This window comes from Kitasatospora sp. NPDC001527 (assembly GCF_040298605.1).
In the GTDB taxonomy this organism is placed as follows: domain Bacteria; phylum Actinomycetota; class Actinomycetes; order Streptomycetales; family Streptomycetaceae; genus Kitasatospora.
In genome coordinates this window covers 1-15,681 of sequence record NZ_JBEPAM010000030.1, presented here as the reverse complement: position 1 = coordinate 15,681, position 15,681 = coordinate 1, and the positions used below count along the sequence as shown (strand labels likewise).

15 protein-coding genes are annotated in these 15,681 nt (G+C 76.3%); 6 read left to right on the top strand and 9 right to left on the bottom strand.

Annotated features, from left to right (window positions below; all coding sequences use genetic code 11):
- Positions 1-216 precede the first annotated feature (216 nt).
- Positions 217-1,734 carry an MFS transporter gene (locus tag ABT238_RS24490; protein WP_502884252.1) on the top strand — a complete coding sequence of 506 codons (1,518 nt, stop codon included), beginning with the start codon at positions 217-219 and terminating at the stop codon, positions 1,732-1,734.
- A gap of 40 nt (positions 1,735-1,774) precedes the next feature.
- On the opposite strand, the gene ABT238_RS24485 is transcribed toward ABT238_RS24490, so the two are convergent.
- From ABT238_RS24485 to ABT238_RS24475, 3 genes are all read right to left on the bottom strand, one after another.
- Positions 1,775-3,184: an MFS transporter gene (locus ABT238_RS24485; protein ID WP_350789155.1), complete on the bottom strand. Its 1,410-nt coding sequence runs from the start codon at positions 3,182-3,184 to the stop codon at positions 1,775-1,777.
- The gene (locus ABT238_RS24480; RefSeq protein ID WP_350565345.1) at positions 3,181-3,579 is read right to left on the bottom strand and encodes a DUF7144 family membrane protein; all 399 of its coding nucleotides are present in this window, start codon (positions 3,577-3,579) and stop codon (positions 3,181-3,183) included. The genes ABT238_RS24485 and ABT238_RS24480 overlap by 4 nt, the downstream gene beginning before the upstream one ends.
- Before the next feature lie 77 nt (positions 3,580-3,656).
- Positions 3,657-5,489, bottom strand: a complete 1,833-nt coding sequence (locus tag ABT238_RS24475; RefSeq protein WP_350789130.1) for a glycoside hydrolase family 15 protein — start codon at positions 5,487-5,489, stop codon at positions 3,657-3,659.
- Between the two features lie 270 nt (positions 5,490-5,759).
- Between ABT238_RS24475 and ABT238_RS24470 the strand changes: the two genes are divergently transcribed.
- The gene (locus tag ABT238_RS24470; RefSeq protein WP_350565342.1) at positions 5,760-5,960 is read left to right on the top strand and encodes a DUF8691 family protein; all 201 of its coding nucleotides are present in this window, start codon (positions 5,760-5,762) and stop codon (positions 5,958-5,960) included.
- Between the two features lie 53 nt (positions 5,961-6,013).
- On the opposite strand, the gene ABT238_RS24465 is transcribed toward ABT238_RS24470, so the two are convergent.
- Complete coding sequence (locus tag ABT238_RS24465; RefSeq protein WP_350565340.1) at positions 6,014-8,686, bottom strand: winged helix-turn-helix domain-containing protein; 2,673 nt, start codon at positions 8,684-8,686, stop codon at positions 6,014-6,016.
- Positions 8,687-8,943: 257 nt separating this feature from the next.
- Here ABT238_RS24465 and ABT238_RS24460 point away from each other — a divergent pair, with 257 nt between their 5' ends.
- The 3 genes from ABT238_RS24460 (at position 8,944) to ABT238_RS24450 (ending at position 10,718) form a co-directional block, all read left to right on the top strand.
- A complete protein-coding gene (locus ABT238_RS24460; RefSeq protein ID WP_350565338.1) occupies positions 8,944-9,504 on the top strand; it encodes a hypothetical protein in 561 nt (186 codons plus the stop codon).
- Positions 9,505-9,656: 152 nt separating this feature from the next.
- Positions 9,657-10,136 (top strand): DUF7144 family membrane protein, encoded by a 480-nt coding sequence (locus ABT238_RS24455; RefSeq protein WP_350565337.1) that lies wholly within the window; start codon positions 9,657-9,659, stop codon positions 10,134-10,136.
- A gap of 168 nt (positions 10,137-10,304) precedes the next feature.
- Positions 10,305-10,718, top strand: a complete 414-nt coding sequence (locus ABT238_RS24450) for a hypothetical protein (protein ID WP_350789081.1) — start codon at positions 10,305-10,307, stop codon at positions 10,716-10,718.
- A 4-nt stretch (positions 10,719-10,722) separates the two neighbouring features.
- Here the strand turns inward: ABT238_RS24450 and ABT238_RS24445 are convergent, their stop codons facing one another.
- The 4 genes from ABT238_RS24445 to ABT238_RS24430 all read right to left on the bottom strand — a co-directional run bounded on the left by ABT238_RS24445 (position 10,723) and on the right by ABT238_RS24430 (position 13,528).
- Positions 10,723-11,286 (bottom strand): GNAT family N-acetyltransferase, encoded by a 564-nt coding sequence (locus ABT238_RS24445; RefSeq protein WP_350789065.1) that lies wholly within the window; start codon positions 11,284-11,286, stop codon positions 10,723-10,725.
- A 91-nt stretch (positions 11,287-11,377) separates the two neighbouring features.
- On the bottom strand, positions 11,378-11,626 hold the full coding sequence (locus ABT238_RS24440; RefSeq protein ID WP_350565331.1) for a type B 50S ribosomal protein L31: 249 nt from the start codon (positions 11,624-11,626) through the stop codon (positions 11,378-11,380).
- Positions 11,627-11,678: 52 nt separating this feature from the next.
- Entirely contained in the window at positions 11,679-11,843 is a 165-nt protein-coding gene (gene rpmG / locus ABT238_RS24435; RefSeq protein WP_350565329.1) for a 50S ribosomal protein L33, read from the bottom strand.
- Between the two features lie 128 nt (positions 11,844-11,971).
- Complete coding sequence (locus tag ABT238_RS24430) at positions 11,972-13,528, bottom strand: CYTH and CHAD domain-containing protein (protein ID WP_350789009.1); 1,557 nt, start codon at positions 13,526-13,528, stop codon at positions 11,972-11,974.
- A gap of 74 nt (positions 13,529-13,602) precedes the next feature.
- Here ABT238_RS24430 and ABT238_RS24425 point away from each other — a divergent pair, with 74 nt between their 5' ends.
- Complete coding sequence (locus ABT238_RS24425) at positions 13,603-14,613, top strand: PHP domain-containing protein (RefSeq protein ID WP_350788994.1); 1,011 nt, start codon at positions 13,603-13,605, stop codon at positions 14,611-14,613.
- Positions 14,614-14,626: 13 nt separating this feature from the next.
- On the opposite strand, the gene ABT238_RS24420 is transcribed toward ABT238_RS24425, so the two are convergent.
- Positions 14,627-15,511, bottom strand: a complete 885-nt coding sequence (locus tag ABT238_RS24420) for an ATP-grasp domain-containing protein (RefSeq protein ID WP_350788978.1) — start codon at positions 15,509-15,511, stop codon at positions 14,627-14,629.
- Positions 15,512-15,681: the final 170 nt, after the last annotated feature.

Below are 15,681 nucleotides of genomic sequence, written 5' to 3'. Positions count from 1 at the left end.
GGCGTCCCGCCCGTGGCGCGGCACCGCACCCTGGCCGGTCGTCAGGTCCCGCGCACTCGGTGCTGACGAGAATCGCCATTGTTGGACATTCCGTCAATAGCGCTGACAGAACCCGCACGGCGCCGGCCGCCCCGGTCCGCGCGACCGTCGGCATGTCCGCCGCGGGATCGGGCAGACGCCGGTGGTCCATGGCCGGTGCGAGCGGAGGAGGCAGCAGTGGGGGAACGGACGAGAACGGCCGGCCGGGGCCGCGACGCGACGGCCGGACCGGGCGGCGGCGCCGTCGAGAGCACGATCCCGGCCCGGCTGGACCGCCTGCCGTGGTCCGCCTGGCACTGGCGGATCGTGATCGGCCTGGGCACCGTCTGGATCCTGGACGGCCTGGAGGTCACGATCGTCGGCAACATGGCGGCCAGGCTCGCCGAACCGGGCAGCGGCATCGGCATCTCCACCGCGCAGGTGACCACGGTCGCGGCCGCCGTGTACGTGGCGGGCGCGTGCAGCGGGGCGCTGTTCTTCGGCTGGCTCACCGACCGGCTGGGCCGCAAGAAGCTCTTCATGCTGACGCTGGCGGTCTACCTCGCCGCGACCGCCGTCACCGCGTTCTCCTGGAGCGCCTGGTTCTTTTTCGTCTGCCGGTTCTTCACCGGCTTCGGCATCGGCGGCGAGTACGCGGCGATCAACTCCGCGATCGACGAACTGATCCCGGCCCGGGTGCGCGGGCGGATCGACCTGATCATCAACGGCAGTTTCTGGATCGGCGCGGCCGTCGGCGCCTTCGCCTCCATCGCGCTGCTCGACACCGCGCTGTTCGCCACCGACACGGGATGGCGGCTGGCCTTCGGCATCGGCGTGGCGCTCGGCCTGGTGATCCTCCTGGTGCGCCGTCACGTCCCGGAGAGCCCGCGCTGGCTGGTCACGCACGGGCGCGCCGACGAGGCCGAGGCGGTGGTGGCCGAGGCCGAGCGGATCACCGAGGAGCGGACGGGCTCCGCGCTGCCGCCGGTCACCGGCGAGCCGATGCTGATCCGCGAGCGCGGCCCGCTCGGCTTCCTCGTCATCGCCCGCACCGTGGTCACCCGGTACCCGCGCCGCACCGTCCTGGGCCTGGCCCTGTTCATCGGCCAGGCGTTCCTCTACAACGCGGTGACCTTCGGCTACGCCGTCATCCTGACCACCTTCTTCGACGTTCCCGAGGGCGACACCGGCTACTACTTCGCGGTGATCGCGCTCGGCAACTTCCTCGGCCCGCTGCTGCTCGGTCACCTCTTCGACTCGGTCGGCCGCAAACCGATGATCGCCGGCACCTACCTCGGATCCGGCGTGCTGCTCTTCGGTACCGCCGCGCTCTTCCAGCAGGGGGCGCTGTCCGCCGTCACCATGACGGCCTGCTGGACGGCCGTGCTCTTCCTCGCCTCGGCGGGCGCGAGTTCGGCCTACCTGACGGTCAGCGAGATCTTCCCGCTGGAGACCCGGGCGCTGTGCATCGCCTTCTTCTACGCCGTCGGCACGGCGGCCGGGGGCATCAGCGGTCCGCTGCTGTTCAACGGGCTGGTGAGCACGGGCGAGGTCTCCGACACCACCCTGGCGTTCTGCGTCGGCGCCGGGCTGATGACGCTGGCCGGCCTGGTGGAGGCCGCGCTCGGCGTCCGCGCGGAGCGCCGCAGTCTGGAGTCCCTGGCGACCCCGCTGAGCGCCGTCGGCAGCGCCCCGCCGGGAACCGGCCCGGCATGACCCGGCGCGCCCGGCGCCGTCCCCGGGCGGTGCGAGCCGCTCACCGCCCGGGGACGGACCGGGCCTCCCCGCTGCCGGCCGGGCGGTCGTGCGGCAGGAGCAGGGCCGCCCCGAGCCCGACCACCCCGAAGCCGGCCAGCGCGATCATCGCCGCGGCGTAGCCGTTGCGGCTGAGTTCGGAGACCAGGATGGTGCCGGCGACGGCGGTGCCCAGCGAGGACCCGAGGTTGGAGACACTGCGGGACAGGCCGGAGATCTCGCCCTGGCGGCTGTCCGGGAACGCGGACTGCACGACGTTGACCGACGGGGTGAGCATCAGGCCGAGGCCGAGCCCGATCAGCAGCAGACCGGGGGTGAAGGCCCAGACGCCGTCGAAGGAGCGCACCAGCAGGAGCAGCACGACGATGCCGGCCGTGGTCGCGGCGAAGCCGGTGACGATCAGGGTGCGCTGGGCGCGGCGCTTCGCCAGCCGCTCGGCGGCCAGCGAGGAGACGAGCAGCCCCACGGTGGCGGCGGTGAACACCCCGCCGGTGGCGATGGCGCTGTAGCCGCGGACGACCTGGAGGTAGGCGCCGACCGTGAAGGACACCCCCATCAGCACCAGCCACTGGGCGTTCTGGGTCACCAGGCCGAGGTTCGAGGTGCGGTCCCGGAACAGGCTGGTGGCCAGCAGCGGTTCGCGCCCCGCGCGTTCCAGCCGGCGGATCCAGGCGAAGAAGCCGACCAGTACGGCCGCGCCGGCCGCCAGCAGGGCGACCATCAGCCAGGCGTTGTTGTCGGCGGCGAGGATGCCGGTGACCAGCAGGACCAGGCCGGCGGCCGACAGCACCGCGCCGACGGCGTCGAACGGCCGGTCGGGGTCGGGCGGCAGCGGGTCCTCCAGGGTGCGGGTGAGCAGCATGATCGCGGCCACCACCACGACCTGGAAGCCGAAGTTGGCGCGCCAGTCGATCGCGGTGGTGAGCAGGCCGCCGATGAGCGGTCCGGCCGCCGCGCCGATGCCGCCGAGCGCCATGATGGCGCCGAACGCCCGGGCCCGGGCGGCGGTCCCGGTGAAGAGCAGGGTGGTCAGGATGTAGACCGGGGGGATCAGCAGCGCGGTGCCGACGCCCTCCAGGACCGAGTTGCCGAGGATCAGCACACCGAGCCCGGGGGCGGCCGCGCTGAGCAGGGCGCCGACGCCGTAGACGCCGAGGCCCAGCATCAGGCAGCGCTTGCGCCCCCAGCGGTCGGTGAGCTTGCCGCCGGGGATCATCAGGGCGGCCATCACCAGCAGGAACACGGTGATCGCGACCTGGACGCCCTGGACGCTGGTGTCGAGGTCCTCGCTGATGTCGTTGATCATCACGTTCATGCTGGAACCGGCGAAGCTGCAGATGAACTGGGCGAGGGCGAGCGGGACCAGGACGCGCCGCCCGGCCGCGGCGGGGCGGGCCGTGGCGGCGGTCATGTCCGGCTCCCCGGCGCGGGCGAGGTGAGCACGGCGTAGAGCGCGGCCACGTCGACGGCGATGATCAGCAGTGACCAGGCGGGGTAGCTCGGGAGGAAGACGAACTGCACGAAGACGTTGGCGCACAGCACCGTCACCGGGAACCAGCGGCTGGGCAGGTCGCCGGTCAGCAGCGTGATGCCGGCCAGCCCCTGGGCGACGGCGAGGGCCAGCACCGCCCAGCCCAGGCTGTGCAGGTCGCCGAAGACGTAGCGGTCGGTGCCGGTGACGACGGGGGAGTCGATCAGGGCCGCCATCGCGTCCCACCCGTTGAACAGGGCCAGCAGGATCAGCGCCACGCCCGCGAACGGCAGCAGGTTGCGGCGCGGGCGCGCCGGGTGGGCGGTGGAGGCCATGGCCGGGCTCCTTTCACGAACCTGGACGGACACCGGACGGACACCGGACGGATCGCGGTGCCGGGCATCGCGCGGCGTCAGGCGGCGCCCCGGCGGTCCAGCTCCTCGTCGAGGGCGAGGGCCGCGTCGATCAGCGCGAGATGGGTGAACGCCTGCGGGAAGTTGCCCAGTTGCTCGCCGGAGGGGCCGATCTCCTCGGCGAACAGGCCGACGTGGTTGGCGTAGGTGAGCATCTTGTCGAAGGCGTAGCGGGCCTGCTCGACCCGGCCGGCCCGGGCGAGGGCCTCGACGTAGAGGAAGGAGCAGAGGTTGAAGGTGCCCTCGGTGCCGCGCAGCCCGTCGGGGGAGGCGGCCGGGTCGTAGCGGTAGACCAGGCTGTCGCAGACCAGCTCCCGGTCCATCGCGTCCAGCGTGGACAGCCAGTCCGGGTCGGTGGGGGAGAGGAAGCCGACCTTGGGCATCAGCAGCAGTGAGGCGTCCAGGACGTCGGTGTCGTAGTGCTGGACGAAGGCGCGGCGCTCGTCGTTCCAGCCGCGCTGCACGATCTGGCGCAGGATGTCGTCGCGCACCGAGCTCCAGCGCTCCAGGTCCGCCGGGCGGGCGTGCAGGCGGGCCAGGCGCACGGCGCGGTCGAAGGCGACCCAGCACATCAGGCGGCTGTAGGTGAAGTCCTGGCGCCCGCCGCGGGTCTCCCACACCCCCTCGTCGGCGCGGTCCCAGTGCTCGGTCAGCCAGTTCACCAGCCGTCGGAAGGCGTCCCAGCCGCGCAGCGCTCCCATGTCGCTCTCGTCGGCGGCGAACGCGTAGGCGGCCTCGCCGTAGATGTCCAGCTGGAGCTGGTCGGCGGCGGCGTTGCCGGCGCGCACCGGGAACGAGGCGAGGTAGCCCTCCCAGTGGTCGAGGGTCTCCTCGCTCAGGTGGGGGTCGCCGTCGATGCGGTACATGATCTGCAGCCGTTCGCCCGGGGCGTCCGCGGCGGCCTCGACCCGCTCGCGCACCCAGCGGCGGAAGGCCCGCGCCTCCTCGTGGAAGCCGAGGCCGGTCAGCGTGTGCGCGGAGAGCGAGGCGTCCCGGATCCAGGTGTAGCGGTAGTCCCAGTTCCGCTCGCCGCCGACCTGCTCCGGCAGCCCCGTCGTCGCGGCGGCGATCAGCGCGCCGGTCGGCCGGTAGCTGAGCAGCTTGAGCGTGATCGCCGAGCGGTCCACGATCTGGCGCCAGCGGCCCCGGTAGGTGGACGACCTGAGCCAGTCGTACCAGAACGCGCGGCAGGCGTCGAAGGCCGCGAGGGTGTCCTGGTCGCGCGGCGGGGCGGGCAGCACGGTGCCCGGCGGGCGGGTGGTCAGCACGACGGTGGCCATCTCGCCCTCGCCGAGGCTGAACCGGGCCGTCACGTCGGTGCCGTCCGCCTCCAGCACGACCGGGGCGGAGGACTGCACGCACAGCTCCTGGCCGGGGCTCCGCAGCAGGGCGGTCCGCTCGTCGGGCCGGTCGAGCCGGTGGGCGGCGCGGCCGTAGTCGAAGCGCGGCCGGCACTCCAGCACGAAGGGCACCCGGCCGCGGACCACCCGGGCGGTGCGCAGGATCCGGTGCTGCTCGCTCGGCTGCGGCGAGGTGTCCGGGAGCATGAAGTCGATCACCTCGGCGACCCCCTGCGGGGCGAGGAAACGGGTGACCAGGATGGCCGTGCCGGCGAGGTAGAGCTGCTTCACCTGGACCTCGGGCACCGCGTCCCGGTCGGCCGCGAGCCGGCACCGGCCGCCCCGGGTGGCGTCCAGCAGGGAGGCGAACAGGCTCGGGGAGTCGAAGCGGGGGGTGCACCACCAGTCGATGTCGCCCTCGGTGGAGACGAGGGCGGCGGTCTGCAGATCGCCGATGATCCCGTGCTCGGCGATCGGGGGGTAGGCGCTCATGGGTGCTCCCTCGACGGACGGCGGTGGCCGGGCAGTGGGAACCGGACGGGCGGCGGGAGCCGGACGGCCGGCGGGGACTGCCTGCGCCGCCACCCTACGAGCGGGCGGCGCGGCGCCGGATCACCCGGCGTGGGTGACCGCCCGGCCGGCAGCCGCCGCGCCCCGCGTGCCCCGGGCCCGGGCGGGAGGGTCACCTGGTGGGGGTGATGCGGTGCGCGCGGGGCGGCGGTGACGCTGGAGGTCACCGACGAGGCGAAGGGAGCCGGCCCCATGCGCTACGAGATCCAGGTGTCCGGCGTGCTGCAGGAGACCACCCGCCGCGAGGGCTTCCCCGAGCTGGAGAGCCGGGTCGTCCCCGACCACACCGTGCTGTACGGCGACGTCGTCGACGAGGCGCACCTGTTCGGGCTGCTGAACCGGTGCCAGGCCCTGGGGCTGACCGTGACGGAGCTGCGCCGGCTGCCGGAGTGAGCCGGCGGTGAGCCGACGCGCGCACCGGCGGCCCCGCCCGCCGGTGCGCGGGCTCAGGGCTTCCCGTCCAGCAGGTGCAGCCGCGAGGCGGCGCGCACCGCCTCGCGGCGGTTGGCGGTCAGCAGCTTCCGGTTGACGCTCTTGAGGTGCGTCTTGACCGTGTTCGGCGACAGGAACAGCTCGTCGGCGATCTCCTGGGTCGACAGCATCCGCGCCGCGCACCGCAGGATCTCCTGTTCCCGCGTCGTCAGCGGCTCGGCCGGCGGCGCGCCGTCGCCGTCGGGGGCCGCGTCCACGGCGGCCGGCCGCAGGTCCTGCGGGAGCCAGGCGTGGGCCCGGGCCAGCTGCGGCTGTCGGCTCAGCTGGCGGCGCACCCACGGCGCCGACTCGCGGAACGGCCGGCGCAGCCGCTCCGGCTCGGCGGTGGCCAGGGCCTGCACCAGCAGGCGGGTGCTGTCCGGGCCGTCGTGGTCGGCGCCGGCCTGCGCGAGCAGCAGCAGCGCCCGGGTGCGGGTCGCGCTGCCGACCGCCGGATCGCCGCGCAGGGCGCGCAGCCGCCCGAGCGCCCCTTCCTCGTCCCGTCCGGCCGCGAGCTGCGCCTGCGCCGCCACCACCACCGAGTCCGGCGCCCGGGTCGGCGCGCCGGCGAGGGCCGCCACCGCGTCCTGCGGCCGGCCGGCCGCCAGCAGGGCGGCGCAGGCCGTGACGGCCAGGCGCTCGCGGCTCCAGTCGGAGGGCCGGTCGGCGAGCTCGCGCTCCCGGGTCTCCGCCAGCAGGCGCAGCGCGGCCTCGGGCCGGCCCTGGGCGAGCTGGAGCCTGGCCCGGATCACCCCGCTGCCCAGGGTGACCACCGGGTCGCGGTCGGGCGCGTGGTGGCCGGCCGTGAGGCGGTGCAGCGCCGAGCGGGCGTCGGCCAGCTCGTCGCGCTCCAGCGCCGCGGCGGCCAGCACCAGGTCACGGACCTCGGTGCGGCTGTCGGGCGGCAGGCTGGAGCGGTCGGCCTCCTCGTCGGCCTCGTGCACCCGGCGCTCGGCCCGCCCGGGCCAGCCGCGCAGGTAGTCGATCAGCGCGAGCCGGCACAGCGAGTCGTGGCGCAGCCGGACGGTGGTGGGCGACAGCGGTGCCTGTGCGGCGCTGTCCAGGGCGGCGCGCGCCTCGTCCAGGCGCCCCTGCCACAGCAGCGCCGAGCCGAGCCCGGCGTCCACCAGCGGGAGCAGTTCGGGGTGGCGCTCCAGCAGCTCGGCCGGCACCAGGTGCTCCAGCTCGTGGGCCCGGCGGGCGGCGCTCTCGGCGAGCGCGGCGCAGCCGAGGCGGCGGGAGGTCTCCGCGCGGACGAAGGCGGCCGCCAGCTGGAGCGGGGGCTGCTGGTCCGCCAGCCGGGGTTCGACCCGCTCCAGGATCCGCAGGGCGTCGTCCGCCTCGTCGCGGGCCAGGTGGACGGTGGCGCGCACCAGGTCGGCGGCCGGGGCGTGCTCGCCCGGCGGCATCCGGGAGAACAGCGCGCACAGCCGGGTGGCGTCGCGCCCGGCGAGGAGTTCGCCGAGGGCCAGCTGGTCGACCAGCAGCTGCGCGGCCAGCGCCCAGGCGCCGCTCTCGGCGGCGTGGTCCAGCGCGGCCCGGTACTGGCCGTGGTCGGCGAGCCAGCGGGCGGCGCGCACCCGCAGCCCGTCGATCCGCTCCGGGTCGGCGGCGCGCAGGTGCAGGCGCAGGATGCCCGCGAACATCGGGTGCAGCCGGTACCAGCCGTCGGGCAGGGCGTCGGTGAAGGCGTTGTCCTGGTGCAGCCGGCTCAGGATCCGCAGGCCGTCGCGGCGGCCGGTGAGCGCGTCGGCGAGGTCCGGGTGGACCCGGGCCAGGATGCTGCAGCGCAGCAGCAGGTCCTGGGTCGGCGCGGGCTGGGTGCGCAGCACCTCGGCGAGCAGGTAGTCGGAGAGCGCGGCGTGCCCGGTGTCGATCCGTCCCAGGTACGCGCCGGGGTCGTCCGAGTCCTTGGCGGCGATCGCCAGCAGCCGCAGGCCGGCCGCCCAGCCGGACACCGCGTGGTGCACCGCGCCGACGGTGGCGGCGTCCAGATCCAGCCCGTGGCGCGCCAGCACCGCGGCCGCCTCGGCACGGCTCAGCGCGAGGTCGGCGGCGTGCAGCTCGCCCAGTTCGTCCGCGGCCCGGTAGCGGTGCAGCGGCAGCAGCGGCTCGCTGCGGCCGACCAGCACCAGCCGCAGCTGCCCGGAGGTGTGCCGGACCAGGTCGTGCAGCTGCTCGGTCAACCGGGGGTTGTCGATGTGCTCGAACTCGTCCAGCACCAGGACCACGGGAGTGGGCAGGCCGTTCAGCCAGGCGGCCAGGTGGACCAGCAGGGAGGGCTCGACGTACTCGGCCCGGGCGGGGGCGCCCACCTCGTCGGGCAGTCCGGGCACGGCGCTCTGCAGCGCCTCGCGGACGTACGCCCAGAAGGTGCCGGGCTGGTTGTCGCCGGTCTCCAGGGTGAGCCACCCGGCCGGGCCCGGCAGGTGCCCGCGGGCCAGCCAGTCGGCCACCAGCAGGGTCTTGCCCGCTCCGGCGGGGCCGTCGACCAGGGTCACCGGCCGGGTCACCGCCGCGTCGAGCCGGCGCAGCAGCCGGTCGCGCGGCAGGAAGGTGGCGGCGGGAGGGGCGGGCGGACGGACCCGGGTGAGTAGCATCGGGTCGCCGTTGGGAAGCCTCGCGGGTGCGGTGCGGGTGTGCGGCATGGGCCACCGCCTGGGGGTTCCGCCGTGCCGGTGGGCACGGCCGGGAGCGGAGCGGCGGGCCGCGGGCGAACCGCCGCGGGCCGCTCGGGGAGACGCCACCTCGACGGTAGTACGGGCCGGGCGCCGCGTGCCATCGGAGCGGGCGGGAACCCCGCCTCACCTCCCCGGGGTGAGGCCGGCGGCCGCCGCACCGGCGACGATCGTCGCGAGGACCGGTCGGCCCGGCCGGCCCGGTCGCTACCCCGCGGGAGGCCGCCGTGACCGATCCCGGACCGGCGCCGCGACGGCGCGTCCCCGGCCCGCCCGGCTCGCCCGGCTCGCCCGTCCCGCCCGGAGCGGGGCCGGACGAGCGGGCGCGGCGGACCGACTACGCCGGGGCGGTCTACGGCTCGATGCTGGCGGCCTCGGTGATCGCGGCCTCCAGCGTCGACGGGCCGCACCCGAGGTTCTCGCTCATCCTGCTGCTGGTGGTCACCGGGCTGGTGTTCTGGGCCGCGCACGTCTACGCGCACGTCGCCGGGCAGCGCGAGGCCGGGCGCCAGGTCAGCCGGCGCCAGGTGGTCGAGGTGGGGCGGCACGAGTGGCCCATCGTCGAGGCCGCGGCGCTGCCGGCCCTGGCGGTGCTGGTCAGCCCCTGGCTCGGGACGCGGGAGAACGCCTGGCTCGCCCTCGGCGTCGCGGTGGCCCAGCAGGTGGGCTGGGCGAGCCTGGGCGCCCGCCGGGCCGGGGCCGCCCCGCGCCAGGTCCTCGCCGAGGCGGTGGTCAACCTGCTGCTGGGCCTGGTCATCGTGGCGGCGAAGGTGGCCGTCGGGCACTGAATCACCCGGACCGGGTGGTCCCGTCGGCGGCGCCGCCGTGGCGCAGTGGTGGGGTACGTGGCCTGCCCGAGGCCGTGACCGAGGGCGGGCCCGTGACCGAGGTCCGTACCCGAGGGCCGTCCCCGCGACGGACCCGCCACCTGGAGGCAACCATGACCGCCGCCGTTCCCCACGGCGCCGCCCGGCCGGCCGGGGCGTCCGCGAAGGGCGACCAGCTCGGCTCCGGGCTGCTGACCTTCGCCGGAGTGCTGCTGGTGCTGGTCGGCTCGCTGAACGCGCTGGACGGCATCTCCGCCATCGCCGGCTCGCACGTCTTCATCGGCGACGCCCACTTCGTCTTCGGCGACCTGCTGGCCTGGGGCTGGGTGATGCTGGCCCTGGCCGTCGCGCAACTGGCCGCCGCCTACGGCGTGCTGGCCGTCCGCACCCAGTGGGCCCGGTGGGCGGGCGTCGCCGTCCTGGTGCTCAACGCCTTCGCGCAGATGTCCTTCATCCCCTCCTACCCGGTGTGGTCGCTGACGATCATCGCGATCGACGTGGTGGCCATCTACGCGCTGACCGCCTACGCCACCCCCGACCGGTGGCCGCCGGATTCCTCCGAGCAGCCGCCCGGGACCGGCGGCGGGACCTGAGCGGCCGGCGCGGTCCCGGCCCACCGCGGCCGCAACCGGGTGGCATGACGCGCGCCGGTGCGGGAAGACGGGCCCCGGGCCGGTGCTGACGGTCCGTCGGGGAGGTTCCCGGCGGACCGCCGGGCTTTCCGCCGGCCCGTACCGCCGCCACCGTCGAGGAGGAACCCGATGACCCGGCCCGTCCCGCCCAACCTGTCCGTCGCCCACCTGGCCGCCGAGGCCGCCGAACTCCTGCGCGCCGCCGGCACCGCCCCGCAGGGCGGCCGCCCGGGCCTGCTGCACACCGCCGAGGCGGCCGAGACCGTCGGCGCGCTGGCCGGGCTCGCCGCGCGCCTGCCCGAACTGCTGGACCACGTCGAGGCGTTCCTCAGCAGCGAGCAGGCGGCCGGCCGGATCGCCTCGGGGACCGCCGGGGACGGCGGGTTCGCGGCCGTGCGCACCGCGCGCGACGCCCGCGAGCAGCTCTACGAGGCCAGCCGCACCGCCGCGCTGCTCGCCGAGTCGCTGGCGGCGGCCACCGCCGTCCTCGCCCCGCTCGGCGCCAACCGCGCGAGCGGCGGCCCGACCGTCCCGCACGTCTGACGGCTCACCCCGGCCGCGGCGCGTCGGCCGGCCGCTCCAGCCGCCAGACCACCTCGGTCCCGCTGCCCGCCGGGGCCACGGGCGGCGCGACCGGCCCGCGCCGGACCTCCCGGAAGCCCAGCCGGCGCGGCACGGCGGCGCTGGCGGTGTTGGCCAGGTCGTGGGCGATCTCCACGAACTCCACGTCCGGCAGCGCGAACATCTCGGCGGTCAGGGCCGCCGCCGCCCGGGTCGCGAACCCCCGGCCGGTGGCGGCGGGGTGCAGCCAGTAGCCCAGCCGCGGCCCCCGGGGGTCGGCCCCGCGATAGGCCTGGCACATCCCGAGCAGGGTGCCGTCCCCGGCGGCGACGGCGTAGTTGAACACCTCGCCCTCGTCCCAGCGCGCGCCCGCGCGGTCGAGGAACCCCCGGGTGAACTCCTCGTCGTACCCGTCGATCCAGGTCTCCCAGGGCCGCAGGTGCTCCAGCGACTCCTCGATCAGCGCCAGCGCCGCGGCGAGGTCCTCCTGCCCGCGCCACCGGCGCAGCGTGAAGTCCCCGCAGTCGATGCTCTCCCTCGGTCGCCCCATGGGCGCCATGATGGCCCGCGTCGCGCCCCCACCGCCAGAGCGGTGCGGGGCCGCACCGCGGCCGGGCGGTGCGGCCCCGCCGAGGGGGCGGTCAGTACCGGTCGCCGTAGCGTCGGCGGAAGCGCTCGACGCGGCCGGTGGTGTCGGGGACGCGGGACCGCCCGGTGTAGAAGGGGTGGCTCGCCGAGGAGATCTCGACGTCGATCACCGGGTAGGTGCGGCCGTCCTCCCACTCGACGGTGCGGTCACCGGTGACCGTCGAACGGGCGAGGAAGGCGAGGTCACCGCTCCTGTCGCGGAAGACGACGGGCCGGTACGCGGGGTGGACGGTGGGCTTCACGGGTTCTCCTTCGGGTCGGGTCGGTTCGGTCGGTTCCGGGCTGGTCGGCGGGTCAGCGCTCCTCGCGGAAGTCGACGTGCCGGCCCACGACCGGGTCGTACTTGCGCAGCACCATCCGGTCCGCGTCGGTGCGGCGGTTCTTGCGGGTCACGTAGGTGTAGCCGGTGCCCGCGGTGGAGCGGAGCTTGACCACCGGGCGCAGTTCGCTGCGGGCCATGGGGGTGTCCTCCCGGGTCGCGCGGCGGCGGGCCGTGAAGCCCTCCACCGAAATGGAAGTCGTTTTCACCGGCTGCAACGCGCACCGCCCGCCACGCATTCCCGGCCCCCGCCCGCCCGGCGGCGCGCTCAGGCCGGCCGCGACAGCTTCCGCCGGCCCGCCCGGCGGCGCAGCTCCGGCAGCCGCGCGGCGGCCACCGCCGCCGCCTGCCGCTGCCGCTCGTGCAGCACCCCGAGGGCGAAGCCGTCCGCCCGGCCCGCCGGGTCCTCGGCGAGCACGGCCAGCTCCTGCCGGGCCACCACGCTGTCCTGGTGCGCGCCCAGCACCTTGTGCAGCCTCTTCATCCGCGCGGCGAAGGTCTCCGCCCGCTTCGCCGCGCGCCGCCGGACCCCGGTCCGGGTGTCCTCGGCGGTGTACCGGGCGCGCTTGGCGGCCTTGCGGGCGCGGTGCAGGGCCCGGTCGCGCGGCGGGCCGGGCTCCGCGCGCAGCGCCCGGTCCAGCCGCTTCGTCGTCCGCCGCTGCTCGCGCCGCAGGGTGGCGGCCAGGTAGGCGCGCGCGTCCCGGCCGGCCCGGCGGCGCAGCGGCGGCCGGGCGGCGAAGGCGTCGAGCTCGTCGAGCAGGGCGTGGTACCGCGCGCCGTCGAGACCGGAGACCGCCTCCCGCCAGGCTGCCCGGTAGCCCCGGGCGTAGCGCTCGGTGAGACGGCCGCGCAGGGCGGCCCCGCGCAGCCGGGCGGGTACGGCGTCGAGGTGCTCCACCAGCAGCTCGCCCAGCACCTCCTGGTCCCGGGCACGGCCGAGCAGCCGCCCCAGCCACCGCAGTCCGTCGGACAGCGCCTGCGTGCGGCGCCGGTCGAACAGCCGCCGGTGGGCCCTGAGCAGGCTGCGCAGCCGGCGCGCGGTGACCCGCATGCGGTGCACGGAGTCCGGCTCCCCGCGCCGCACGGCCGCGTCCAGGACGAGCAGTTCCCCGACCCGGGCGCGCAGGCCCGCCGTCACCACGGCACCGGCCGAACCCGGGGGCCCCGGCTCGGCGGGCGCGGTCGGCGCGGGCTCCCCGCCGAGCACGCGGGCGAGCTTCGACGGCCAGGGCGAGCGGACCAGCCCCGCGTCGGTGAGCACCTCGTCCAGCGCGTCCAGCAGCGCTGCCGGGCCGTGGTCCAGCTCCACCTCGAACTCGGTCCAGCCGATCGGCTCCGCATCGGGCCCGGCGCCGTCGCCCGCTGCGCCCGGCGGGCCGTCGGTGCACACCCGGGCCGTGACCCGGTCCTCGGTGATCCGTGCCAGGGCCTCGCCCCGGTCGTCCCGCAGCACCGTTTCCGCCCGGTGCGTGCACAGGTGCGCCACCGGCCCGAGCCCGGCGCCGCGCGCGTACGCCGCCACCAGCAGCGCCAGCTCCTGCGGCACGCCGTCCGGCCCGGCCGCCTCCAGCGGCAGTGCGACCTCCCGCCGGGCGTCCGCGTCCATCGGCAGTTTGAGGTGCCAGCCGGCGTCGCCCCCTCCGGAGCGCCGGCGCAGGGTGATCCGCCGGCGCAGCAACCGCAGGTCGGGGGTGTCGTAGTAGACCGCGTCGAGGTCCTGCCGCTCGCCCCGCTCCACGGCGGCGACCCCCGGTGCCCGGTCGAGCCGCTCCGGCAGGGCCGGTCCGTCGTACTTCCGCTCCGTCTCCACATGCGTCGTCGCCATGGACTGCGCCTGCCCCGGACCGGGCCGGTCATGCGGCCCGCGCACGCGCCGGGCCGGGGGCGAACACTGGAGGCATGGACCCGGTCGAAGCGCTGCGGCGGATCGCCTTCCTGCTGGAGTGGCGCGACGCCTCCCCGTACCGGGTGCGGGCGTTCCACACGGCCGCCGACGCCGTCCTCGCCCTGCCGGCCGGACCGGTGGACGCGGCCCGGGCCCGGGCCCTGCGCGGGGTCGGCCCGGTCACCGCCGAGGTGATCGCCCAGGCCTCGGCCGGCGCGGTGCCCGGGTACCTGGCCCGCCTGGAGGAGGAGACCGGCCCGGCCGCCCTGGCGAGCTGGGACCTCGCGTCGGCGAGCCTGGGGGACTGCCACCTGCACTCCGACTGGTCCGACGGCGGCAGCCCGATCGAGGAGATGGCCGAGGCGGCCGGTGCGCTCGGTCACCGCTGGGCGGTGCTCACCGACCACTCGCCCCGGCTCACCATCGCCCACGGACTCGGCGCCGACCGGCTACGCCGGCAACTGGCCGTGGTGGCCGCCGTCAACGCCCGCTCCGCCACGGGCCTGCGGCTGCTGACCGGCATCGAGTGCGACATCCTGGAGGACGGCGCCCTCGACCAGGAGGAGGAGCTGCTCGCCCGGCTCGACGTGGTGGTGGCCTCGGTGCACTCCGGGCTGCGTTCCGAGCCCGGACCGATGACGGCCCGCATGGTGGCCGCCGCGCGCAGCCCGCACGTCGACGTGCTGGGGCACTGCACCGGCCGGATCATCACCGGCCGCGGCCGTCCGCAGTCCCGCTTCGACGCCCGGGAGGTCTTCGCGGCCTGCGCCGAGTCCGGGACGGCGGTGGAGATCAACTGCCGCCCCGAGCGGCGCGACCCGCCCGACGACCTGCTGCGGCAGGCGGTCGAGGCGGGCTGCCTGTTCGCGGTGGACACCGACGCCCACGCGCCCGAGCAGCTGCGCCGGCAGTCCACCGGCTACGCGCGGGCCGCCAGGGCCGGGTTGGGAGCGGAGCGGCTGGTGACCACCTGGCCGCTGGGGCGGCTGCTGGACTGGACGGCCGGGCCGCCGCCGGGCCGCTGACCGTCCGCCGGGCTCAGCTCGGGGGTTGCGGGAGCGCCGCCACCGCGTCGGCGAACCGCGCGGGGGCGTTCGGATCGGTGTCGAGGAAGAGGTTCGGCTCGACCAGCTCCACCTCCAGGACCACCGGCTCCCCGCGGTCGTCCAGCACCAGGTCCACCCGGGCGAACAGCGGGGGACGGGCGGAGGGCAGGGCGGCCAGGGCCGCCAGCGCGGTGCGGACCTCCGCCCCGGTCGGCCGGTACCGGACGACCCCGGGGTGCGGGTGGCGGTCGTTGTCGACCACCCCCGGCTCCGTCAGCAGGGGGTCCTTGCGGACCGCGTGGCTGAGCACCCCGCCGAACAGGACCAGCGCGCGTTCCCCCTCCGCCACCCGGGGCAGGTACGGCTGGACCATCACGCCGCGGCCCCGGTCCAGCAGCGCCCGGGCGTGCCGGGCGGCGGCCCCGGCGTGGCCGGGCGGGTAGCGGGCGGTGTCCAGCGCGCCCGCCGAGACGGCCGGCTTGACCACGACGCCGTCCGGGCCGTCCAGCCGTGCCGGGTCGAACGGGGCGCCCGGTTCGAGGAACCGGGTGGGGACGACGGCGACGCCGCGTCCGGCCAGCTCCCGCAGGTAGTGCTTGTCGCTGTTCCACCGGATCAGCGGCGCCGGGTTCCACAGCCGGGTGGCGCGCGCCGTGCTGTCGGCCCAGGCCAGGAACGCGTCGAGCCGCTCCACGTAGTCCCAGGTCGAGCGGACGACCGCCAGGTCGAACCGCTCCCAGGCCGTCCGGGCCGCACCCCAGACCACCGGTTCCGCCGCCACCCCGCGCTCGGCCAGCGCCGCCACGACGGGCGGCAGGTCCTCGTCGAGCCCGAGCCCGGCCTCGCTGGTCACCAGGGCGACCCTGGTCGTGCTCATCGCACCCTCCTGCCCGTTCCCCGGGATCCAGCATCGCGCAGGCGGCGGCTCGGGGTGTGAAGTGCGCTCCGGGCGGTCCGGCCCCGGCGTCCGCCGGGTCCTACCCACGTCCTCGACCTCCTCCGACCCGTGAAGCTTGCGAGTCAGCACCAGCGTGGTCAGTGATCCAC